At 70.6% G+C, this 21,025-nt stretch carries 22 protein-coding genes and 1 tRNA gene; 14 read left to right on the top strand and 9 right to left on the bottom strand.

Going from position 1 to position 21,025, the window contains the following annotated elements; all coding sequences use genetic code 11:
• Nucleotides 1-51 precede the first annotated feature (51 nt).
• The gene (locus JSX79_RS04405; RefSeq protein ID WP_070417798.1) at nt 52-798 is read right to left on the bottom strand and encodes a phosphoglyceromutase; all 747 of its coding nucleotides are present in this window, start codon (nt 796-798) and stop codon (nt 52-54) included.
• 56 nt (nt 799-854) lie between these two features.
• On the opposite strand from JSX79_RS04405, the gene JSX79_RS04400 reads away from it, so the two are divergent.
• Complete coding sequence (locus JSX79_RS04400; protein ID WP_229085272.1) at nt 855-1,628, top strand: class I SAM-dependent methyltransferase; 774 nt, start codon at nt 855-857, stop codon at nt 1,626-1,628.
• 119 nt (nt 1,629-1,747) lie between these two features.
• Here the strand turns inward: JSX79_RS04400 and JSX79_RS04395 are convergent, their stop codons facing one another.
• From JSX79_RS04395 to JSX79_RS04385, 3 genes are all read right to left on the bottom strand, one after another.
• Nucleotides 1,748-2,833: a folate-binding protein YgfZ gene (locus tag JSX79_RS04395; RefSeq protein WP_070417796.1), complete on the bottom strand. Its 1,086-nt coding sequence runs from the start codon at nt 2,831-2,833 to the stop codon at nt 1,748-1,750.
• Nucleotides 2,833-3,435 (bottom strand): FABP family protein, encoded by a 603-nt coding sequence (locus JSX79_RS04390; protein WP_071295875.1) that lies wholly within the window; start codon nt 3,433-3,435, stop codon nt 2,833-2,835. The genes JSX79_RS04395 and JSX79_RS04390 overlap by 1 nt, the downstream gene beginning before the upstream one ends.
• 163 nt (nt 3,436-3,598) lie before the next feature.
• Nucleotides 3,599-3,880 (bottom strand): hypothetical protein, encoded by a 282-nt coding sequence (locus JSX79_RS04385; RefSeq protein WP_083403399.1) that lies wholly within the window; start codon nt 3,878-3,880, stop codon nt 3,599-3,601.
• A gap of 127 nt (nt 3,881-4,007) precedes the next feature.
• On the opposite strand from JSX79_RS04385, the gene JSX79_RS04380 reads away from it, so the two are divergent.
• From JSX79_RS04380 to pstB, 8 genes are all read left to right on the top strand, one after another.
• A complete protein-coding gene (locus JSX79_RS04380; protein ID WP_022906634.1) occupies nt 4,008-4,691 on the top strand; it encodes a winged helix-turn-helix domain-containing protein in 684 nt (227 codons plus the stop codon).
• Nucleotides 4,691-5,509 carry a mycothiol synthase gene (mshD, locus tag JSX79_RS04375; RefSeq protein ID WP_229085271.1) on the top strand — a complete coding sequence of 273 codons (819 nt, stop codon included), beginning with the start codon at nt 4,691-4,693 and terminating at the stop codon, nt 5,507-5,509. Before JSX79_RS04380 ends, mshD begins: the two co-directional genes overlap by 1 nt.
• 90 nt (nt 5,510-5,599) lie before the next feature.
• Nucleotides 5,600-7,765: an RNA degradosome polyphosphate kinase gene (locus JSX79_RS04370; RefSeq protein ID WP_229085270.1), complete on the top strand. Its 2,166-nt coding sequence runs from the start codon at nt 5,600-5,602 to the stop codon at nt 7,763-7,765.
• Nucleotides 7,762-8,709 (top strand): NUDIX hydrolase, encoded by a 948-nt coding sequence (locus JSX79_RS04365; protein ID WP_229085269.1) that lies wholly within the window; start codon nt 7,762-7,764, stop codon nt 8,707-8,709. The genes JSX79_RS04370 and JSX79_RS04365 overlap by 4 nt, the downstream gene beginning before the upstream one ends.
• A 267-nt stretch (nt 8,710-8,976) precedes the next feature.
• The gene (locus JSX79_RS04360; protein ID WP_070417791.1) at nt 8,977-10,086 is read left to right on the top strand and encodes a phosphate ABC transporter substrate-binding protein PstS; all 1,110 of its coding nucleotides are present in this window, start codon (nt 8,977-8,979) and stop codon (nt 10,084-10,086) included.
• Between the two features lie 145 nt (nt 10,087-10,231).
• Nucleotides 10,232-11,179 (top strand): phosphate ABC transporter permease subunit PstC, encoded by a 948-nt coding sequence (gene pstC / locus JSX79_RS04355; RefSeq protein WP_229085268.1) that lies wholly within the window; start codon nt 10,232-10,234, stop codon nt 11,177-11,179.
• A gap of 13 nt (nt 11,180-11,192) precedes the next feature.
• A complete protein-coding gene (gene pstA / locus JSX79_RS04350) occupies nt 11,193-12,278 on the top strand; it encodes a phosphate ABC transporter permease PstA (protein WP_070417789.1) in 1,086 nt (361 codons plus the stop codon).
• A 31-nt stretch (nt 12,279-12,309) separates the two neighbouring features.
• Entirely contained in the window at nt 12,310-13,089 is a 780-nt protein-coding gene (pstB, locus tag JSX79_RS04345) for a phosphate ABC transporter ATP-binding protein PstB (RefSeq protein ID WP_070417788.1), read from the top strand.
• 283 nt (nt 13,090-13,372) lie between these two features.
• On the opposite strand, the gene JSX79_RS04340 is transcribed toward pstB, so the two are convergent.
• The 3 genes from JSX79_RS04340 to JSX79_RS04330 all read right to left on the bottom strand — a co-directional run bounded on the left by JSX79_RS04340 (nt 13,373) and on the right by JSX79_RS04330 (nt 16,065).
• Nucleotides 13,373-14,254 carry an anti-sigma factor domain-containing protein gene (locus JSX79_RS04340; RefSeq protein ID WP_229085267.1) on the bottom strand — a complete coding sequence of 294 codons (882 nt, stop codon included), beginning with the start codon at nt 14,252-14,254 and terminating at the stop codon, nt 13,373-13,375.
• Nucleotides 14,251-14,850, bottom strand: a complete 600-nt coding sequence (gene sigK, locus JSX79_RS04335) for an ECF RNA polymerase sigma factor SigK (RefSeq protein WP_070417786.1) — start codon at nt 14,848-14,850, stop codon at nt 14,251-14,253. Before sigK ends, JSX79_RS04340 begins: the two co-directional genes overlap by 4 nt.
• A 585-nt stretch (nt 14,851-15,435) precedes the next feature.
• Nucleotides 15,436-16,065 (bottom strand): DNA-directed RNA polymerase subunit beta, encoded by a 630-nt coding sequence (locus JSX79_RS04330; RefSeq protein ID WP_070417785.1) that lies wholly within the window; start codon nt 16,063-16,065, stop codon nt 15,436-15,438.
• A gap of 125 nt (nt 16,066-16,190) precedes the next feature.
• Here JSX79_RS04330 and JSX79_RS04325 point away from each other — a divergent pair, with 125 nt between their 5' ends.
• From JSX79_RS04325 to JSX79_RS04305, 5 genes are all read left to right on the top strand, one after another.
• Entirely contained in the window at nt 16,191-16,352 is a 162-nt protein-coding gene (locus tag JSX79_RS04325) for a hypothetical protein (RefSeq protein WP_175473634.1), read from the top strand.
• A 52-nt stretch (nt 16,353-16,404) separates the two neighbouring features.
• A tRNA-Lys gene (locus tag JSX79_RS04320) sits at nt 16,405-16,477 on the top strand.
• Between the two features lie 75 nt (nt 16,478-16,552).
• The gene (locus JSX79_RS04315) at nt 16,553-17,656 is read left to right on the top strand and encodes an acyltransferase (protein ID WP_070417784.1); all 1,104 of its coding nucleotides are present in this window, start codon (nt 16,553-16,555) and stop codon (nt 17,654-17,656) included.
• Nucleotides 17,657-17,719: 63 nt separating this feature from the next.
• The gene (locus JSX79_RS04310; protein ID WP_175473635.1) at nt 17,720-18,529 is read left to right on the top strand and encodes an SGNH/GDSL hydrolase family protein; all 810 of its coding nucleotides are present in this window, start codon (nt 17,720-17,722) and stop codon (nt 18,527-18,529) included.
• A gap of 165 nt (nt 18,530-18,694) precedes the next feature.
• Nucleotides 18,695-19,015: a hypothetical protein gene (locus tag JSX79_RS04305; protein WP_070417782.1), complete on the top strand. Its 321-nt coding sequence runs from the start codon at nt 18,695-18,697 to the stop codon at nt 19,013-19,015.
• A 182-nt stretch (nt 19,016-19,197) separates the two neighbouring features.
• On the opposite strand, the gene JSX79_RS04300 is transcribed toward JSX79_RS04305, so the two are convergent.
• The gene (locus JSX79_RS04300) at nt 19,198-20,130 is read right to left on the bottom strand and encodes an aldose 1-epimerase family protein (protein ID WP_229085266.1); all 933 of its coding nucleotides are present in this window, start codon (nt 20,128-20,130) and stop codon (nt 19,198-19,200) included.
• A complete protein-coding gene (locus JSX79_RS04295) occupies nt 20,127-21,005 on the bottom strand; it encodes a DeoR/GlpR family DNA-binding transcription regulator (protein WP_229085265.1) in 879 nt (292 codons plus the stop codon). Before JSX79_RS04295 ends, JSX79_RS04300 begins: the two co-directional genes overlap by 4 nt.
• Nucleotides 21,006-21,025 lie beyond the last annotated feature (20 nt).

Genomic DNA, 21,025 nt, shown 5'->3' with positions numbered 1-21,025 from the left:
AGAACGCCCCGCCCGGTCAGTCCGGGCGGGGCGTTCGTGTGTGCAGTGCTGCTACTTCTTGGCGCCCTGCGCGGCCACGGCGGCGGCTCCGGCAGCGGCGGCCTCGGGGTCGAGGTAGTACGCCGGCTTCGTCGGGCGGAAGTCGTCGTCGAGCTCGTACACCAGCGGGATGCCGGTCGGGATGTTCAGGCCGGCGATGTCCTCGTCGGAGATGCCGTCGAGGTGCTTCACGAGCGCCCGGAGCGAGTTGCCGTGCGCCGTGACGAGGACGGTCTTGCCCGCACCGAGGTCCTTCGTGATGTCGGACTCCCAGTAGGGCAGCAGGCGGTCGATCACGAGCTTGAGCGACTCGGTGCGGGGCAGCTGGTCGCCGAGGTCGGCGTAGCGGCGGTCCCCGAACTGCGACCACTCGGCGTCGTCGGCGATGGGGGGCGGCGGCACGTCGAACGACCGGCGCCACTCCATGAACTGCTGCTCGCCGTACTGCTCGAGCGTCTGGGCCTTGTCCTTGCCCTGCAGGTCGCCGTAGTGGCGCTCGTTGAGGCGCCAGTCGCGCTTCACCGGCAGCCACGCCAGGTCGGCCTGGAGCAGCGCGATGTCGGCCGTCTGGATCGCACGGGTGAGGAGCGAGGTGTACAGGACGTCGGGGACGATGCCGGACTCGGCGATGAGGTCGCCGGCGCGCTTCGCCTCCTTCTCGCCCAGCTCGCTGAGCCGGACGTCGACCCAACCGGTGAACAGGTTCTTCTGGTTCCAGTCACTGTTGCCGTGACGGAGCAGGACGAGCGTGGAGGTCATGCCCCGAGTCTACCGAGCGCCGTGCAGCCGGTCCCCGGACCCGTACCCTGGTCGGCATGCCCATCGGGAACGTGACGCGCGGGACGACCGGGTACAACCGGCTCCGCCGCGTCGACCGGTGGATCGCCACGCTGTCGGCCCTCCGCCGGAGCGCCGACCCGCTCGTCGCCGACGTCGGGTACGGGGCCTCGCCGACGACGACGCTCGAACTCCGGGACCGCCTGGCCGCCGTCCGCCCCGACGTCGAGGTCACCGGCATCGAGATCGAGCCGGCCCGGGTGGCCCTCGCGAACGCCGGCACGCGGGACGGGGTGACGTTCCGGCTCGGCGGGTTCGAGACACCGACACCGGGGAACCGCCGGCCCGCCGTGATCCGCGCCTTCAACGTGCTGCGGCAGTACGACGAGTCCGCGGTGGTGGAGTCCTGGCGGATCATGCAGGACCGCCTGCAACCGGGCGGCGCGCTCGTCGAGGGGACCTGCAACGAGGTCGGTCGGGTGGCCTCGTGGGTGACGCTCGACGACGTCGCGCCACGCACCTTCACGGTGTCGCTCCGGCTGGCGGGGCTCGACGTCCCCTCGGTCGTGGCCGAACGGCTGCCGAAGGCCCTCATCCACCGGAACGTTCCCGGCGAGCGGGTGCACGCGTTCCTCGGCGACCTCGACCTGGCGTGGGCGGTCGCGGCGCCGCTCGGCACGTACGGCCCCCGGCAGCGGTGGATCGCGACGGTCCGGGGCATGCGGGACCGGGGGTGGCCGGTGCTGCACGGGGTGACGCGGTGGCGGCTCGGCGAGCTCAGCGTCCCGTGGGCCGCGGTGGCCCCGGCCTGACCGGCGCCGCGGGACTCCGAGACTCGGCCGGGCGGACAGTTTCGTGGCCCTGATGGCGCGAACGTGTCCGCGGAGCCGAGACTCGGGGCCGGGGGCCGGGGGTCGGCGGCCCGCGCGGGCTAGGAGCGGCGGACGGCGCCGAGGCGGGGCAGGCGCGGGACGTCGGCGGTGGCGCCGGCCCCCGGCGGCACGATGACCTCTTGCGTGGCGGACACGACCACGTCGTCGGCGCTGAGCGTCAGCGTGGCGGCGGGGTCGAGGGAACGCTTCACGACCGCGAGCCCGATCGGCCCGAGCTCGTGGTGGATGCCCGACGCCGTCAGCCGCCCGACCTCCTTCTCGCCGGAGACGACCGGCGTCCCCGGAGCCGGCAGCACGCCGTCCGACCCGTCGAGGTGCAGCATGACGACCCGGCGCGGCGGGTGTCCGAGGTTGTGGACCTTGGCCACGGTCTCCTGCCCCCGGTAGCAGCCCTTCGACAGGTGCACGGCGGAGCGGAGCCAGTCGAGCTCGTGCGGGATCGTGCGCTCGTCGACGTCGGACAGCGAGGGTCGCCAGGCGGCGATGCGCAGGGCCTCGTACGCGAGGAGTCCCGCGACGGGTTCGTCCGACGCGGCGATCGCGCCCGCGGTGCCGGGGGTGACCACGGCGATGCGGAGGGTCCAGTCGGAGGCGGGGTGCGCCTCCTGGTCGGCGTAGCCCCACCCGCCGGGCGTGACGGACGCCCACGGGTCGACCCACTCGGCGACCGGGGTCTCGGGCAGGTCGGTCGACGCGAACGGCGCGGACTCGCCGAACCAGCCGATCGTGGCGAAGTCCGCCGAACGGTCGGCGACCTCGACGCGCAGCATGAACCGCATCGAGTCGAGCCAGGCAGCGAGCGGTGCCGCGTCGGCGGGCTCGGTCAGCAGCCACGCCACCGACCCGTCGTCGACGACGCGCGCCGCGTGCTCGACGCGACCGGACTGGTCGAGCACGAGCGTCTCGGTGCTCACGCCGGCGGCGAGCCCGGTGAGGAGCTGCGAGGTGATCGAGTTGAGCCACGACAGCCGGTCCGGGCCGGTGACGGTGACGACACCGAGGCCGAGTTCGACGACGGCGCGACCGCGAGCGAGCAGACGCTGCTCGCCGAGCGGGTTGCCGAAGTGCGCGGCGGGGCCGGAGTCCGTCGCCACGAAGCCGGCGCGACCGGCGAACGCGGACATCAGTCGACCTTCGCGAGCTGCCCCGAGGCGTGCGAGGTCAGCTCCTTGCCGAGTGCGGCGATGTCCCACGCCCAGAAGAGCTTGCCCTCGACCAGGCCGTAGAGCCGGGTCGCCGCGGAGTAGTCCTTGGCGTTCGGCGAGCGCATCACGGCGTCGGTCGCGAGGTCGATGCGGCCCTTGCGGACCCGCCCGACGTAGAGCTCGTTGACGCCGGTCGGGTGGATGATCGCCGCTTCGACGTCGAAGCCGTCCGTGGTGTTCCGCAGCGCCTCGACGCTCTCGACGGTGCCGAACGGCGTCGGCCCCTCGCCGAGGAGCATCGCCGGCCCGCGGTCACCGGGCTCGGACGGACGGTCGATCCGCCAGTAGCCCATCTCGGCCGCGAGCGGGGTGTGCTCGTCGTCGAGCAGCCACGTCGTGGAGGAGTAGTTGAGGTAGGGCAGACCGTCGTGGCTGAAGCTCACGCGCTGGCCGAACTCGTACTTCCGGGGTTCGTCCTCGTCACCGACGGGGTACTCGACCACGCCGGTGCCCTCCCAGACGCCGACGAGCCACGACAGCGGGACGAGTTCGGGCGCGAGGCCCTCCGGCAGTTCGATCAACGCTGACCCTTGAACAGCTTCACGACGACGGTCACCGAGACGAACGCGATCGCGAGCGACGCGAGGCCGAGCAGGCCCACGTAGAAGAGCTCGAGCGCAAGCAGCGAATCCATGGCTGGAGTCTACGCGTCACGCCTGACGACGCCAGGCGGACGGCGGCGCGTCAACGCACCAGCAGGACCACCGCGGTGACGAGCACGACGACGAACGCCCCGGACGACGCGATGCTGATCCGCTCGACCAGCCCGTCCTTCGTCGCGGTGATGAGCTGCAGCACGAAGCTGACCAGCACGCAGAGCACGAACACGAGCAGCAGCCACGCGAACGAGTCCTTGTCGGTGAGGGTGAGGACGAGCACGGCACCGACGACCGCGAGCAGCCAGACCGGCAGCACGGACGTCAGCCGGAGGCGGCGCTGGTCGGTGGGCTGCACAGGCTCGGTCACGCGCCCCATCATGACAGGGCCGCGTCCCGAAGGTGCCCGGAACGCGTCCCCGACCGTCCGGCCGGGAGGGATGCTTCCCGAGCATCACTAGGATGTGTGCACGACTCCCCCACGCCCTGGAGGTCCTGTGGCCCAGCTCCTGGTACTCACCTCAGCCGCGCCCGGCGACGTCCTGCCGAGCCTCGGACTGCTGAGCCACCGGATCCGCCACGTCCCCGCCGAGGCCGCACAGCTGGTCAACGCCCCGCAGAGCGACCTCATGTTCGTGGACGCCCGGACGGACCTGGCGAGCGCCAAGGCCCTGTGCAAGATCCTCGCGACGAGCGGCTCGACGACGCCGATCATCCTGGTCGTCACCGAGGGCGGTCTGACCGCGGTCAACAGCGAGTGGAACGTCGACGACGTCGTGCTCGAGACCGCCGGCCCGGCCGAGGTCGACGCCCGCATCCGGCTCACGGCCGGTCGCGCGTCGAAGAACCAGACCGGGTCGAAGATTCAGGCGTCCGGTGTCGTCATCGACGAGGCCAGCTACTCGGCGAAGGTCCGCGGTCGGCCGCTCGACCTCACCTTCAAGGAGTTCGAGCTCCTCCGCTTCTTCGCCACGCACCCGTCGCGGGTCTTCACCCGCGAGCAGCTCCTCAGCGAGGTGTGGGGCTACGACTACTTCGGCGGCACCCGCACGGTCGACGTGCACGTGCGGCGCCTCCGCGCGAAGCTCGGCGACCTCGAGTCCCTCATCGGCACGGTCCGCAACGTCGGGTACCGCTTCAACGTCTACGACGACGAGGCCGACCGGCTCGCGGGCCAGTAGTGGTCGACCTGTCGCGCTTCGTCGTCCCGGGCGAAGCACCGCCGTTCTCCGACCAGACCCTGGTCGACGTGGGCGCCGGCCGCGCGACGGTGCTCGGCGACGAGCGCGGGGTCGCCGTGGTCCGTGACGGCGAGCTGGAACTCGTGGTCGCCCAGGAGGCGCGGGGCCACGGTCTCGGCACCGCCCTCGCCCGGCAGGCGCTCACCCCGGGCGGCGGGGCCGCTCCCGTGGACGGGCCGGCCCCTCGGCTCGCGTGGGCGCACGGGGACCACCCCGCTGCCCGAGCACTCGCGGCCCGCTTCGGCTGGACGGCGGTCCGCACGCTCCTGCAGCTCCGCGCCCCGATCGCGTCCGTCGCCCCCGACCCCGCGGTGCCGGCCGACTGGTCCCTGTCGTCGTTCCGGACGGGCGACCCCGCCGACGAGGCCGACTGGCTGGCGCTCAACGCCGCCGCGTTCGCGCACCACCCGGAACAGGGCCGGATGACGCTCGACGACCTGCGCGCCCGCGAGGCCGACGACTGGTTCTCCGGCGACGACCTGCTCCTGCTCCGCGACGACTCCGGGCAGCTGGCCGGGTCGTGCTGGCTCAAGGTCGAGGGCGACACCGGCGAGTTCTACGCCGTGGCCGTCCGACCCGACCTGCAGGGCCGGGGACTCGGCGGCGTCCTGATGCGCGCGGGGACGGCACGCCTGACCGGCCGGGGCCTCTCCGCCGCGGCGCTCTACGTCGAGGGCGACAACGCCCCGGCACTGGCCCTGTACCGCCGATCCGGGTTCGAGCAGCACGCGATCGACGTCCAGTACGCGGCCGGCTGACGCTCCTCCACACGGCGTCGTTCACCGCCCGTTTCCACAGCGTCCACGTGCGGCCCTCCTGGCGCAGGGGGCGGGTGGCAGGATGTGGGCATGGACACCGAACCGCAGCTCGACGGCGACTCCGTCGCACCGGACCTCGACGACTTCGACGAGGTCGTCGAGATCGAGCACGAGTCGCTGCCCACCGACCGCTACTTCGACCGTGAACTCAGCTGGCTCCGGTTCAACCAGCGCGTGCTCGAACTCGGCGAGGACCGCACGCAGCCGCTCCTCGAGCGGGCGAACTTCCTGGCGATCTTCGCGTCCAACCTCGACGAGTTCTTCATGGTCCGGGTCGCCGGCCTGAAGCGCCGCATCGACACCGGCATCGCCGTGCCGACCAACGTCGGTCGCGCACCCAGCGACGTGCTGCGCGACATCGCGATGAAGGCGCACGAGCTGCAGGACCGCCACGCGCAGGCGTTCATCGGGTCGCTCAAGCCGGACCTCGACGCCGCTGGAATCCACATCGAGCACTGGTCCGACCTCGACGAGGCCGACCGGCTCCGGATGCGCGAGTACTTCAACGAGCAGATCTTCCCGGTGCTCATGCCGCTCGCGGTCGACCCGGCGCACCCCTTCCCGTACATCTCCGGGTTGTCGCTCAACCTCGCGGTGCGCGTGCGCAACCCGAAGTCGCAGCGGCAGGAGTTCGCGCGCCTCAAGGTGCCGCAGAACTTCTCGCGGTTCATCAAGCTGCCGGACGACGACTCCGGGCTGCTCCGCTTCATCCCGCTCGAAGACCTCATCGCGAACCACCTCGACGACCTCTTCCCGGGGATGGAGGTCCTCGAGCACCACGTGTTCCGGGTCACCCGCAACGAGGACGTCGAGATCGAGGAGGACGAGGCCGAGAACCTCATCCAGGCACTCGAGCGCGAGCTGCTCCGTCGTCGGTTCGGGCCGCCCATCCGTCTCGAGATCACCGAGGACATGGACCCGGTGACGCTCGACCTGCTCGTGCGCGAGCTCGACATCACCGAGCAGGAGGTGTTCCGCCTGCCGTCGCCGCTCGACCTCGGCGGCCTGTTCGAGATCGCCAAGATCGGCCGCCCGGACCTGCACTACCCGAAGCACGTGCCGACGACCCCGGTGCAGTTCCAGCCGGGCGAACCGAACACGAAGCCGGACCTCTTCCGCGCGATCGCGGCCAAGGACGTCCTCGTGCACCACCCGTACGAGTCCTTCGCGACCAGTGTGCAGGCGTTCCTCGAGCAGGCCGCGGCCGACCCGAACGTGCTCGCGATCAAGCAGACGCTCTACCGCACCTCGGGCGACAGCCCCATCGTCGAGGCGCTCATCGACGCCGCGGCCGCGGGCAAGCAGGTGCTCGCACTCGTCGAGATCAAGGCGCGCTTCGACGAGCAGAACAACATCACGTGGGCCCGCAAGCTCGAGAAGGCCGGCGTGCACGTGGTCTACGGCCTGGTCGGGCTGAAGACGCACTCGAAGCTCGTGCTCGTCATCCGGCAAGAGGGCGGCACGCTCAAGCACTACAGCCACATCGGGACGGGCAACTACAACCCGAAGACCTCGCGCATCTACGAGGACATGGGGCTCTTCACGTCGGACGACACCGTGGGCAAGGACCTCACGCGCCTGTTCAACGAGCTGTCGGGCTACGCGATCGAGAAGAAGTTCAAGCGCCTGCTCGTCGCGCCGCTGCACCTGCGGAAGGGTCTGCTCAAGCGCATCACGACCGAGGCGGACAACGCCCGCGCCGGCAAGCCCTCGGGGATCCGCATCAAGGTCAACTCGATGGTGGACGAGCAGATCATCGACGCGCTGTACCTGGCGAGCCAGGCCGGCGTGCCGATCGACGTCTGGGTCCGCGGCATCTGCTCGCTCAAGCCCGGCATGGAAGGCGTCAGCGACACCATCCGGGTGCGCAGCGTCGTCGGCCGGTACCTCGAGCACTCGCGGGCGTTCGCGTTCCACAACGACGGCGACCCGGCCGTGTTCATCGGCTCGGCGGACATGATGCACCGCAACCTCGACCGCCGCGTCGAGGCACTCGTGCGGCTGTCCGACCCCGGCCACGTGAACGAGGTCCACGAGATGTTCGACCTCGCCATGGCGGACACGACGAGCTCGTGGCACCTCGAGTCGGACGGCGAGTGGACGCGCCACTCGACGGACGAGGACGGCCGACCGCTCGATGACGTGCAGAATGTCCTCATGCGGAAGATCTCGGCGCGGAAGCGCTCCACTCGGTGAGCGGCGGCTCCTCAGGGCCGGTCGTCGCTGCGGGTGCCGTCGTCTGGCGTGAACAGGACGGCGTCCCGCTCGTGCTGCTCATCCACCGCGACCACCACAAGGACGTCTCGTTCCCGAAGGGCAAGGTCGACCCGGGCGAGAGCGTCCCGACGACCGCCGTGCGCGAGATCGACGAGGAGACCGGCTACCGCGTGCACCTCGGCGCTCCGCTGGGCACGGCCGAGTACGTCCTGCCGAGCGGCCGCGACAAGGTGGTGCACTACTGGTCCGCCCGCGTCCCCGCGAAGGAGTACGAGCGCGCCGGCAAGTTCCGCCCGAACGACGAGGTCGCCTCGGTCGAGTGGGTGACGCTCGACGACGCCCGGCACCGACTGACGTACGAGCGCGACGTCGCGATCCTCGACCGGTTCGCCGACCGCGTCGCCGCCGGGGAACACCGCACCTTCGCCCTCATCGCCCTCCGGCACGCCAAGACCGTCCCCGGCTCGGAGTGGAACGGACCGGACGCCACCCGTCCGCTCCTGCCCGTCGGCCGGTCGCAGGCGAAGTCGGTCGCGTCGCCGGTGGCCGCCTTCGGTCCGAAGAAGATCGTCAGCAGCACCGCGGCCCGGTGCCTCGCGACGGTCGAACCGCTCTCCGACCGGACGCACCTCGGGGTCTCGAGCACGCCGGACATCAGCCAGGACGCCCACGACCGGGGTGCCGCCGACGTCAAGGGCGTCGTGCAGAAGCGCCTCGACAAGGCGAAGACGACGGTCCTGTGCTCGCACGGGCCCGTGCTGCCGGACATCATCGCCCGCATCGCGACCGCGACGGCCGACGAGTCCGGCCGGTTCGACCTCCGTCGTGCCGCGATGCTCTCGGTCGGCGACTTCTCGGTGCTGCACATCGCCGACGGCAGGCTCGTGGCCGTCGAGACGCACCGCAACCCCGTCTCGGCGTAGGCCGAGCGTCCGGGCCGAGCCGCGCCTCCAGGCCCCCGCGGTGTGCATGCGCACGCATGCGCCCGCGCACGGCGCGGCGTTCCCGATCCTGCACCCGCGCGCGCTCCGACGCACGGCGCCCCGTCCAGGACAACCCCTCGTTCACCTCCCGTTCACCAGGGCGGGTGATCCCCGTCACCTCGCGTCCCTACAGTCGCTCCCGGGTCAGCACCGGCCCACGGGACCAGCAGCGGTCCCACCTGCACTGACATTCCCGAAGGGACCCCTGTGAACATCAAGCGAATCGGTACGGTCGCGGCAATCGCGATCGCCGGCGCGGTCGTGCTCTCCTCGTGCGCGGCGAACGAGGACGCGGGCAACACGCCCTCGTCCAGCTCGAGCTCCGGCACCGACTACTCGAAGCTCTCGGGCACGCTGACCGGCTCGGGTTCGTCCGCCCAGCAGACGGCCGAGGCCACCTGGGCCGCTGGTTTCCAGAACGTCGCCTCCGGCGTGACGGTCAACTACTCGCCCGACGGTTCGGGCGCCGGTCGCAAGAACTTCATCTCGGGTGCCGCCGACTTCGCCGGCTCCGACGCCGCGCTGAAGGACGAGGAGCTCGCGGGCTCGTTCGCCCTGTGCGCCGCGGACTCGAAGGCCATCGACATCCCGGTCTACATCTCCCCGATCGCCATCGCCTACAAGGTCGACGGCGTCAAGGACCTCACGCTCGACGCGAAGACGATCGCGGGCATCTTCTCGGGCAAGATCACGAAGTGGAACGACTCGCAGATCGCCGACCTGAACAAGGACGCGACCCTGCCGGACGCGAACATCACGGTCGTGCACCGCTCCGACGACTCGGGCACCACGCAGAACTTCTCCGAGTACGTCGCGGCGAACGCCAAGGACGTCTGGACCGAGGCCCCCAGCCAGACCTTCCCGTACCAGGTCGGCGACAGCGCGAAGGGCACCTCGGGTGTGGCCTCGGCCATGGCCAGCGCCTCGAACGCCATCACCTACATCGACGACTCCGGCGCCGGTGACCTCGACAAGGCGAAGCTCATGGTCGGCGACAAGGCCACCGAGATCTCCGCCGAGGGTGCTGCCAAGGTCGTCGCGGACTCCGAGACGGTCTCCGGCCGCGCGGACAACGACCTCGCGATCGACATCAACCGCACCGACACGGCCGAGAACGCCTGGCCGCTGGTGCTCGTCTCCTACGCGATCGCCTGCCAGGAGTACAAGGACGCCGACAAGGGCAAGCTCGTGAAGGGCTACCTCGACTACGTCGTCTCGAAGGACGCGCAGGACGCCGCCGCGAAGGAGGCCAAGTCGGCCGCCCTCTCGACCGACCTCGCCGAGAAGGCCGCGAAGGCCGTCGCCTCCATCAAGTAAGACACCCTGAGCGCCCGGACGCCGGTCCCACCCACCTGACCGGCGTCCGGGCCCTCGCCGGTCCGCTCCACGCTCCGAGCGGACCGCGCACCACCGGACACCCCCGACCCGTCGCCTCCCCCGGCGTTCCTCCGACAGGAGTCCCATGACGTCCGCACCGGCCCAGCCAGTGGCCCCCGTCACCCCCAAGCCGAAGCCCGTCGTCCGCATCGGCGACCGCGTCTTCTCGGCCGCGTCGGTCATCGCCGGCGGGCTCATCCTCTTCGTGCTGGTGCTCGTCGCCGCCTTCCTGGTCTGGCAGAGCATCCCGGCGTTCTCCGCGAAGGTCGGCGAGCTGCCGAACAGCGCCACGAACTTCTGGGACTACGTCGGCCCCCTCGTCTTCGGCACCGTCTGGTCCGCGCTCATCGCGCTCGTGATCGCCGTGCCGCTCTCGCTCGGGATCGCGCTCTTCATCTCGCACTACGCACCGCGCCGGATCTCGCCGGTGCTCGGCTACGTGATCGACCTGCTGGCCGCGGTGCCGTCGGTCGTCTACGGCCTCTGGGGCATCGTGGTGCTGGCACAGTTCGTGAAGCCGTTCTACGTCTTCCTGAACACCTACTTCGGCTGGATCCCGCTGTTCTCCGGGCAGGTTTCCGGCACGGGTCGCACGATCCTGACCGCATCGATCGTCCTCGCCGTCATGGCGATCCCGATCATGACCGCGGTCATGCGCGAGATCTTCCTGCAGGCACCGCGCCTCAACGAGGAAGCGGCCCTGGCCCTCGGCGCGACCCGGTGGGAGATGATCCGCCTGTCGGTCCTGCCGTTCGCCAAGTCCGGCATCGTGTCCGCGATCATGCTCGGCCTCGGTCGTGCGCTCGGCGAGACGATGGCGATCGCGCTGGTGCTGTCGGTGTCGACGAACGTCACCTTCCAGATGCTCACGTCGCTGAACCCCTCGACGATCGCGGCGAACATCGCCCTGCAGTTCGCCGAGGCGTCCGGCACGGCCCTGAACGCGCTCATCGCGTCGGGTCTGATCCTCTTCGTCATCACCCTGGTCATCAACATGCTCGCGCGGTACATCGTCCGCAAGCGAGTGAGCTGAGAGGTACGACCCGATGTCCCTCGCCATCCGTCAGTCCGGCGTCGCCGGCAACGTCTACGCCAACGGCAAGCTGCACAAGTCCGTGCCGTGGCTGCTCCTCGTCGGCTCCTGGGTCGCGCTGATCCTGGTCTTCGCCCTGCTCAACGCCGGCGGCGCGGTCAAGGACTTCAACGTCGTCGCGGCGCTCTTCCTCGGCACGGTCCTGTTCGACGTCCTCATCGTGGTCGTCTCGCGCATCGTCGAGGGTGGTCGCAAGGCCGTCGACCGGCTCATCACCTCGCTCGTCATCACGGCGTTCGTGATCGCGGTCCTGCCGCTCGTCTCCCTGCTCTACACGGTGCTCGCGGACGGCCTCGCCCGCTTCGACGTGGAGTTCTTCTCGTACTCGATGCGCGGCGTCATCTCCGAGGGCGGCGGCGCACTGCACGCCCTCATCGGCACGCTCGAGATCACGCTGTTCGCGGCCCTGATCTCGGTGCCGATCGGGCTGCTCACGTCGATCTACCTCGTCGAGTACGGCACGGGCGCCCTCGCCAAGGGCATCACGTTCTTCGTCGACGTCATGACGGGCATCCCCTCCATCGTCGCCGGCCTCTTCGCCTACTCGCTCTTCGCGCTGTTCCTCGGCCCGGGCGCCCGCTTCGGCCTGGTCGGCTCGGTGGCGCTGTCGGTGCTGATGATCCCGATCGTGGTGCGCTCCACCGAAGAGGTCCTGAAGATCGTGCCGATGGAACTCCGCGAGGCCTCGTACGCCCTCGGCGTCCCGAAGTACCTCACGATCCTCAAGGTCGTGCTCCCCACGTCGCTCGCCGGCATCACCACCGGCGTCATGCTCTCGATCGCCCGCGTCATCGGCGAGACCGCCCCGCTCCTGGTCACCGCCGGGTTCACCGCGAGCATGAACTACGACCTGTTCAAGAACCCGATGATGACCCTGCCGGTGTTCGCGTACACGCAGTACTCGCAGCAGGGCGCCAACCCGGTGCCGTTCGTCGACCGGGCCTGGACGGCAGCGCTCCTGCTCATCCTCATCGTGATGCTGCTGAACCTGCTTGCCCGCTTCATCACCCGCCTCTTCGCCCCCAAGCTCTCGCGCTGACGCGCGGATCCACCCACCCCGAAGGAACACAGTGTCCAAGCGCATCGAGGTCGACGGCCTCAACGTCTACTACTCGAAGTTCAAGGCGGTCGAGGGCGTCGACATGACGATCGAGCCCCGCACCGTGACCGCGTTCATCGGTCCGTCCGGCTGCGGCAAGTCCACCTTCCTCCGCACCCTGAACCGCATGCACGAGGTCATCCCGGGCGCCTACGTCGAGGGCTCGGTCAAGATCGACGGCGACGACCTGTACGGCGCGGGCGTCGACCCGGTGCTCGTCCGTCGCCAGGTCGGCATGGTGTTCCAGCGTCCGAACCCGTTCCCGACGATGTCCATCAAGGACAACGTGCTCGCGGGCGTGAAGCTCAACAACAAGCGCCTCTCCCGCTCCGAGTCGGACGACGTCGTCGAGCGGTCCCTGCAGGGCGCGAACCTCTGGAACGAGGTCAAGGACCGCCTGGACAAGCCCGGCATGGGGCTGTCCGGCGGCCAGCAGCAGCGCCTGTGCATCGCCCGGGCGATCGCGGTGCAGCCGGACGTGCTCCTCATGGACGAGCCGTGCTCGGCGCTCGACCCGATCTCGACCCTCGCGATCGAGGACCTCATCGAGGAGCTGAAGAAGGAGTACACGATCGTCATCGTGACCCACAACATGCAGCAGGCCTCGCGCGTCAGCGACAAGACGGCGTTCTTCAACATCGCCGGCACCGGTGCCCCCGGCAAGCTCATCGAGTTCGACGACACCGCGACGATGTTCTCGAACCCGTCCGTGCAGGCCACCGAGGACTACGTCTCCGGCCGCTTCGGATGATCGTCGTCCGCCCGTGCGGACCCTGAACGACAAGACCGACGTCGTACGACGTCGGTCTTGTCGTTCGTTGTGCGCGCGGGCTGTTGCGGGCGCATGCTTGTGACAATGCGGTCGTCGTACGACAGCGGCGATGTCGTTCCGGCTCCGCACGCCGCGGCAGCCAGGAGGCGCGTCCCACCGCCCACAGGCAGGTCACGAATCGCCACCACCCGCCGGGCACGACGAACTCCCCGCCCGCGGACCGTGCCACGCGAGCGGGGAGACGTGCGAACCAGTGCCCGGGTCAGGCCGAGGTGGTCGGGACCGCCATGATCGGCGTCGTCGTCGGCTGGTCCGAGCCACCGGCGGGCTCCACCGTCATGCCGATCGTCGCACCGTGCGACAGCGACCCCTTGAGGACCGCCGAGTGCACCCCGGAGGACACCCCGTCCATCAGGCCGGCAGCGTTGATCTTGCCGCCGGTGCCCTCGGAGCCGATGTACCAGAGTTCGTAGGTCTTGCCCTCCGGAGCCGCAGGGACCCCGTCGAGGATGACCGCGGACTTGCCGACCTCGTTCGACCAGACGACCGTGGCCGTCCCGCCGCCCGCGACCTTGGCGGTGCTGCGCTGGAAGTCCGACGCGGCGTAGATGCGGTCGAGTCCGCCGGACGCCTGGGTCGTGCCCGGGCCGGGCTCGTTCGAGGGCGTGAAGGACGTGCCGACGCCGAGTCCGACGCCGAGAAAGACCACGGCGACGGCGGCTGCGGCGGAGAGTGCTGCTGCCGGACGCTGGAACCAGCGACGGCGAGCCTTCTCCGAAGCCGCACCACCGGCGGACGTGAGGTCCGTGGCGGGGGCGAACCGCGCCTCCTGGCCGGCATCGCCGACCGGCGCGTCAGCGACCGGATCGGTCGTGGCAGTCGGCTCGGACCGCGACGCCGCCGGAGCAGCCTGCGGGGTCGATGCGATCTGGGCCATCAGCGACGCCTTGAGCGACGAGGGCGGCTCGATCGGGGTGACGGCGTAGGCGAGCTGCAGCGCGGTCTCGCGCAGCGAGTCGGTCTCGGCCTGCAGCTCCGGAGAGGTGGAGAGCGCCGAGTCGAGCAGTGCCCGCTCGTCGTCCGACAGCGCGTCGAGGGCGTGTGAACCCGTCAGCAGTGCGGGGTCGTCGTGTCGTTCGGTCATGATGTCACCCCCATCTCGTCGCGGAGTCTGATCATCCCGTCACGGAGACGGGTCTTGACGGTGCCGATCGGGACACCGAGGTGGTCGGCCATCTCGCTGTGCGAGTAGCCGCCGTAGTACGCGAGTTGGACTGCCTGGCGCTGGAACTCGGTGAGCTTCGCGAGCGCCCGGCTGACGCGTTCGTGTTCGATCCGGATCTCGACCGACTCGGAGACCTGGTCGAAGCCGGCCTCGAAGTCGCGGATGCCGATCTTCGTGTCACGGTCGTGCGAGGACTGCGACGCCCGCACCCGGTCGACCGCTCGGCGGTGGGCCATGGTGAGGATCCAGCTCGCTGCGGTGCCGCGCTTGCGGTCGTAGCGGGTGGCTTGCTGCCAGACCTCGAGGAAGACCTCTTGCGTGACCTCTTCCGACTGTGCGCGGTCCCGGAGGAGCCTCGTCACGAGGCCGAGCACGCGGCCCGAGAGCACGTCGTACAGGTCGGAGAAGGCTGCCTGGTCGCCGGTCGCCACGCGGGTGAGGAGGTCGTCTGGGGACGCCTGAGCAGGCTCGGTCGAGCTCCAGCTCTCGGTGTCACTGTCCACGATGGCAAGCATTGCAGGTTTCCCTCCTCTCGGTTGCGATCTGGCTGTGAGTCCTGTCCGACCACGCGTTCGGGTCTCGTGGTCGGGACAGTGGTGCAGGACAGCACGAGGGCCCGCGTGACCCGCAGGGAATTGACCGCCAGGGAGCGGACCGGGTCTCGCGGGACCCTCGCTGTCGTGACCGGCTCATCGCCTGTCACGGTGATGATTCGGCACCCTCGCCTAACCGGATTGGAGCGGTTCTCACGGCTTGTCGCTGGGGCGCGCTCGGGGCACGCCCGGCGTCAGTTCTGTCCACCGAGAGTGAACAGGGTCGTGTGCACGGCCGCGGTCTCGTAGAATCGATGTCGCCGGGCCGCAGCAAGCCCCGGGCTCCAAAATTCGCCGCTTCGAGCGGCCTCGCGCCGAGAGGCGCTTCTGCGGCCCGGTTCTTCTCTGCCCGCTTCGTGCGTGCGCGTTCCGTGCCCGCTTCTCGGGTGCGCGTTCCGTGCCCGCTTCTCGGGTGCGCGTTCCGTGCCCGGTGGGCGTCGTCGCGTGCCCGGTGGGCGTCGTCGCGTTCGGCCTGGAGGCGCGGTGCGGGTCCGCCCCGCGGCCCGCTCAGTCCAGGCTGTCGCGGCGCCAGAGCGACGCCGCCTCGGTGAGGTCGGCCGCCAGTTCCGACAGGCGCAGCGCACGCGTCGTGAGCTCGGACGCCCGGTCCCCCGCCGTGAGGTCCGCATCGTCCGCCACCGCGGTCGCTCCCGCTGCCGTGAGCCGGCAGAACGCGGCACCGCGGTCGAGCGCCACCGCGAGGTCCCCCGTGTAGAGGCCGTGCAGGATCCGGTCGGCCAGCGTCAGGATCTCCGCCGGCCCGGTCGGCTGCTCGGCGCCCGCGACGGCCTGGTCGATCGTGCCGATCCGCTCCGTGCCGCGCGCGAAGAGGTACGCGATCTCCTCCGGGTTCTGCCGGATGACGGTGCGGACGAGGTAGATCCGCCACAGTGCGCCCGGGAGCGTGTGCGCCCCGACCCGCGCCCACAGCTCGGCGATGGCGTCGATCCCGTGCACGTCCGTGTAGGTCACCAGGCGCTCGACGACCGCCGGGTCCGGGTCCTGCCGCACGCGGTGGAGCAGGGCGTTCGCGGTCTCGTGCGCGACGCGGTTCACCACGGCCGGGTCCTCGCCGCCCTGGATCGCGGCGAACTCCTGGTCGGTGAAGTGGACGGGACGGTGGTGATCGCGAGGCACCGCGTCAGTGTAGGCACGGCCGGTGACGCGCCCGCCCTCCGTTCGCCCAGAACGCAACCGCTCCGTCGCGCGTACGGTGTCTGATCGGGAGGCGCTCCTCCCGCACGCGAAGGAAGAGGACTCCCATGAACCCCCTGCTCATCATCCTGGCCGTGATCGCGGTCATCCTGCTGTTCGTCGGTGGCTTCACCGCGAGCCTGAAGTTCCTGCTCTGGGTCGGCCTCGTGCTGCTCATCGTCGCGGTCGTGCTGTGGCTCGTCCGCACGCTCACCGGGCGTCGCAGCTGACCCGTCCCCTCGGTTCTTCCCGGAGGCCCTCACCCGCTAGCCTTGCGGGTGAGGGCCTCTAGCTCAGTTGGTAGAGCACCGGACTTTTAATCCGAGGGTCGTGGGTTCGAGCCCCACGGGGCCCACATCGTGTTCCGATGTCGCGCCCACCGAACGTGACCGTTCCTTGGCTTGGCCGGGCTTCCCGTAGGATCGTCGGCATGCGCGATCGCCCAACCGGCAGGATCGGCTCACTGGACGGACTCCGCGGCGTCGCTGCCGCCGTCGTCGTCGTCCACCACGCCTTCCTCTCGATCCCGACCCTCTCGGACGGCAACTACCGCCGCGACGTCCCCGACTGGGCGAGCTGGATGGTGTACTCCCCCGCCCACCTCGTGTGGGCCGGCAGCGAGGCCGTCTTCGTCTTCTTCGTGCTGAGCGGCTTCGTCCTGACCCTCCCGGCCCTCCGCCGGTCGCAGGACTGGATCGCCTACTACCCGAGCCGGCTCGTCCGCCTCTACCTGCCGGTGGTGGCGTCGATCGCACTCGCGCTCGTGTTCTTCTTCCTCGTGCCCCGGCAGGACCAGCCGCACCAGTCGTTCTGGATCAACCGGCACGCCGAGCCGTTCACCCTGCACGGCCTCGTGAACGACCTCACGCTCCTCGCTCCGACGCTCGTGAACAGCCCGCTCTGGTCGCTCACGTGGGAGGTCCTCTTCTCCCTGCTGCTGCCGCTCTTCGTCTCGATCGCCGCGGTCACCCGACGCTGGTGGTGGGTGACCGCCATCGTCGCCGTCTTCCTGTCTGCGCTCGGCGAGTACGAGCACTCGAAGTGGCTGATGTACCTGCCGATGTTCCTGCTCGGCTCCGCGCTCGCGGCCGGCTGGGAGCGCCTGCCGGACGTCCCGACGCTGCTCGGCTGGGTCCTGCTCGTGGTGAGCCTGCTCGGCATCACCGTGAAGTGGTGGCTGCCGACGACGGCGTGGTGGTCCCCCGTGCTGCCCGCGATCATCCTCGCCTCGGCCGGCACGATCGTCGTGCTCGCCGGCAGGTGGTTGCCCGCCGAGCGCTTCCTGCTCGGCGCGATCCCCCGCGAGCTCGGACGACTCTCGTTCAGCCTCTACCTCGTGCACGAACCCATCACGGTGTCCGTCGCGAACCTCCTCCCGCGTGCCCTGCCGTCCTGGCTGGTCCTCGTCGCGATCCCGATCGGCATCGGCGTCGCCTACGTGTTCTCACGGCTCGTGGAACTGCCGGCGCACCGCTTGGCGAAGCACATCGCGAAGTCGCTCTCGAGCCGTCCACCCGTCCCGCAGGCTGTCTGACGGTTCAGCACCTCGCCGGGCGGGTGTCCGGGGGCACGGATGCTGAGCACCTACAATCCCGGTGTGGCTCGACGAACCGACGGCGGTGTGCCCGGCGGCTCCCGTCGGTCCACCGCGCAGACCAGGCGCCGACGAGCGGTCCCCGCGATCGCCCTCGGCGCCATGTGCCTCGGCATCGCCGGGCTGCTCGTCATGCTGCCCGCCGTGTCCGACGCCTGCCAGCCGGTGCCCGCGACGTCCGACTTCTCGGCTGAGCAGGTCGCGGACGCGATCGCCCCGGGCTCCGACGTCCTCATCGTCGGCGACTCGTACACGACGGGTCGCGGCTCCTACGACGACGTGCACGGGTGGGCGCAGGACCTCGTGTCCGAGCGGCAGTGGGACGCGACCATCAACGGCTACCCGGGCACCGGCTACGTGAACCCCGGCCGCGGTCGCTCGTCGCGCGCCGTCTACCTGTCCCGGATCGAGCAGCGGGCAGCGCTCACGCCGGACCTCGTCATCGTCCAGGGCAGCCAGAACGACTGGCTCACCGACTCCGCCACCCTCGAGAAGACCGTCGAGCGGACGCTCCGGCAGGCCGAGGTGCAGTGGCCGGACGCGGTCGTGGTGGCGATCGGCCCGTCGGCACCCCAACCGCGCGCCGAGGCCACGACCGGTATCAACGACGCGGTGGCCGCCGGTGCCAGCGCCGTGGGCGTCCCGTACATCGACGCGATCGACGGGCAGTGGTTCACCGCGATGAACAGCGGCAGCTACGCCGCGACCGACCAGCAGCACCTCAACGACGCCGGGTACCTGTACCTCGCGGGCAAGATCGACGCCGAGCTCGAGCAGCTCGCGACGCAGCCCGACGGCGAGCAGTGCCTCTGAGCACTCGGTCGGGGTACAAGTCGTCCTCAGGAGCCTCAGGGTGGTTCCACTGCACAGTTCAGTCCGCGTTCAGCCGACTGTTGGGCTGCCGCCGATAGTGTCGTTCCCGGATCCGATCGACGGATCCTGCAGCACCGCACCATCGCAGAACGAACGGGGTACACCGTGATCGAGCCCATCGAAGCCACGCAGACCAGCACCACCGGTGACGCGCGCCGCATCGTCGAGCTCGCAGCAGCGACCAACACGACGATGAGCAACGAGCTCCTGCTCGACACGCTCCGCCGGAACGCCCAGGTCACGACCCGCCACATCCGCAAGGACTTCGTCGAGGTCGCGACCGGCACCGCGGTGCTCGGCTACGTCTGCCGGCAGCGCAAGGACTTCATCGCCCTCCGCGGGGACGACCCGGCGTGGGCGCACGAGGTGGGCCGCTACGCGAGCGAGTCCCTCGCGGTCGAGGCGCTGCGCATGCGTCGCGCCTGACCCTCCCGGACGAACGACGAAGGCCGCCCCACCTCGGGGCGGCCTTCGTCGTGTCCGGCGCGGACCAGCGGCGGGCGCCCCACCGCCCGACCGAGTCTCGCCCCCGCGGACACATCCGCGGCGCTGGGCACGCGAAACCGTCCGCACGGCCGAGTCTCGGCTGCGGACCGGCCGCGCCCGGGTCAGGACCAGACGCGGCGGATGCCCCAGCTGCCGGTCCAGGCCTCGTCGGGCTCGAGCCAGCGCAGCCCCTCCCCGGAGTTGAGCGCGTCGGCCGGCGCCGTCATCGGCTCCACCGCCACGGCCAGCCCGGTGCCGTCGCCACGGGGGAACTCGCGGGAGGTGAACACCTGCACGTACGGGAACGACCCGTCCTGCCAGAGTTCGACGCCGTCGCCCTCCGGCCCGTGCATCGTCGTGCGCCGGATCCCCTCGGCGTCGGGCGTGACGTCCGTGTAGGCGGTGTCGAGGTCGGCGTCACCGGCGCGGACGCCGGAGCGCAGGTCGAACGGGGTGCCGTCGACGGCCACGGTGCCGTTCGGGATCTTCCGCTCGTCCACGGTGAACGCCGTCGCCGCGTCGAGCCGGACGACGAGGTCCTCGGCGGGGGTGTCCCCGGCACGGAGGTACGGGTGCGCGCCGATCGCGAACGGCGCACGCACGCCGGAGCGGTTCACGACCTCGTGCGTCACCCGGATGCCGTCGTCGACGAGCTCGTGGTGCACGCGGGTCTCGAGCGTGAAGGGCCAGCCGTGCTGCGGGTGGATCGTGGCTTCCTGCACGATGCCGGACTCGGTTTGGGAGACGACGCGGTACGGCGCGAACCGGAGCAGCCCGTGCGACGCGTTGCCGTACTTCGGCTCGGAGACGTCGAGCTGCTGCTGCTTGCCGTCGAGTTCCCACACGCCGCCGGCGACGCGGTTCGGCCACGGCGCGAGCACGATCCCGTTCGCCCCGGGCGGCTGCGACGTGACGGGGAACGGCTCGGTGAGGTCGAACCCCGCGACACGGAGTTCCCGGATGCCGGCGGCCACCTCGGTGACGATCGCCTCGACGACCCCGTCGGGTCCGGCGTGACGGAGGTGGTACTGGCCTCCGGTGGGAGCTGCGGTCATGAGGTACGGGTCCTTCCCGGTGCGGATGGTGCTGATCGTGCGGATGGTGCGGGTACTGCCGGCTCGTCCGCCAGGACCACCTCGACGCCGGCCGCCCGGATCGGGGCGACCTGCTCCGCCGTGGTCTCGGCGGTGACGACGACGTCGATGTCCTCGAGCGCGCGGACGACCCCGATGTGGGCCCGGCCGAACTTCGACCCGTCCGCGACCACGACCGTACGCCGAGCCGCGGCCGCGAGCATCCGCTTCGCCTCGGTCTCGGGCAGGTTCACGTTGGTGAGGCCGTGCGCGACGTCGACCCCGGTGCCACCGAGGAACACGAGGTCCGCGGCGATCATCGGCAGCAGCGTGCCGTTGAACGGCGCCACGAGTGAGTGCTGCAGCGGTCGGAGCGTGCCCCCGGTGACGATGACGGTGAAGCGCGGGACGGCGGCCTCGAGCACGAGCGCGGTCGTCAGCGAGTTCGTGACCACCGTGACGTCGACGAGGTCCTCGCGCGCGACCAGTGCCGTCGCCACGGCGGCGGGCGTGGTGCCGACGTCGAGCACGACGCACTGCCCGGAGCGCACGAGCGCCGCCGCGGCGCGGCCGATGGCGGCCTTGGCCACCTGGTGCTCGACGGCGGTCTCCTCGAAGGGGCGCTCGGTGGAACCGGCCCCGAGGCGGACGGCACCGCCGCGGACCCGCCGGATCCGCGCCTCCTGGTCGAGCAGGGAGAGGTCCTGCCGGACGGTCACCTCGCTGGTGCCGAGGGCCGCTGCCAGGGCGGCCGTTCGGACGAGTCCGGGCGCGCCCTCGACGATCGAGACGATGCGGTCCTGCCGCAGCGGCGCGGGGAGCGCGCCGGCCAGGAAGGAGAGGTCGTCGTCCGTCATGCCACCAGTTTCGCGTGCTT

Origin of the sequence: Curtobacterium sp. GD1 (assembly GCF_020882855.1) — a bacterium.
Taxonomy (GTDB): Bacteria; Actinomycetota; Actinomycetes; order Actinomycetales; family Microbacteriaceae; genus Curtobacterium.
The sequence above is the reverse complement of the archived record's forward strand: the minus strand, read 5'-3'. Positions and strand labels throughout refer to the sequence as shown.

Bases quoted from the DNA above. Each gene is read 5' to 3' on its own strand.
- JSX79_RS04405 (WP_070417798.1), bottom strand. From the start codon at position 798: ATGACCTCCACGCTCGTCCTGCTCCGTCACGGCAACAGTGACTGGAAC.
- JSX79_RS04400 (WP_229085272.1), top strand. From the start codon at position 855: ATGCCCATCGGGAACGTGACGCGCGGGACGACCGGGTACAACCGGCTC.
- JSX79_RS04395 (WP_070417796.1), bottom strand. From the start codon at position 2,833: ATGTCCGCGTTCGCCGGTCGCGCCGGCTTCGTGGCGACGGACTCCGGC.
- JSX79_RS04370 (WP_229085270.1), top strand. From the start codon at position 5,600: ATGGACACCGAACCGCAGCTCGACGGCGACTCCGTCGCACCGGACCTC.
- pstC (WP_229085268.1), top strand. From the start codon at position 10,232: ATGACGTCCGCACCGGCCCAGCCAGTGGCCCCCGTCACCCCCAAGCCG.
- pstA (WP_070417789.1), top strand. From the start codon at position 11,193: ATGTCCCTCGCCATCCGTCAGTCCGGCGTCGCCGGCAACGTCTACGCC.
- JSX79_RS04340 (WP_229085267.1), bottom strand. From the start codon at position 14,254: ATGACCGAACGACACGACGACCCCGCACTGCTGACGGGTTCACACGCC.
- sigK (WP_070417786.1), bottom strand. From the start codon at position 14,850: ATGCTTGCCATCGTGGACAGTGACACCGAGAGCTGGAGCTCGACCGAG.
- JSX79_RS04325 (WP_175473634.1), top strand. From the start codon at position 16,191: ATGAACCCCCTGCTCATCATCCTGGCCGTGATCGCGGTCATCCTGCTG.
- JSX79_RS04315 (WP_070417784.1), top strand. From the start codon at position 16,553: ATGCGCGATCGCCCAACCGGCAGGATCGGCTCACTGGACGGACTCCGC.
- JSX79_RS04300 (WP_229085266.1), bottom strand. From the start codon at position 20,130: ATGACCGCAGCTCCCACCGGAGGCCAGTACCACCTCCGTCACGCCGGA.
- JSX79_RS04295 (WP_229085265.1), bottom strand. From the start codon at position 21,005: ATGACGGACGACGACCTCTCCTTCCTGGCCGGCGCGCTCCCCGCGCCG.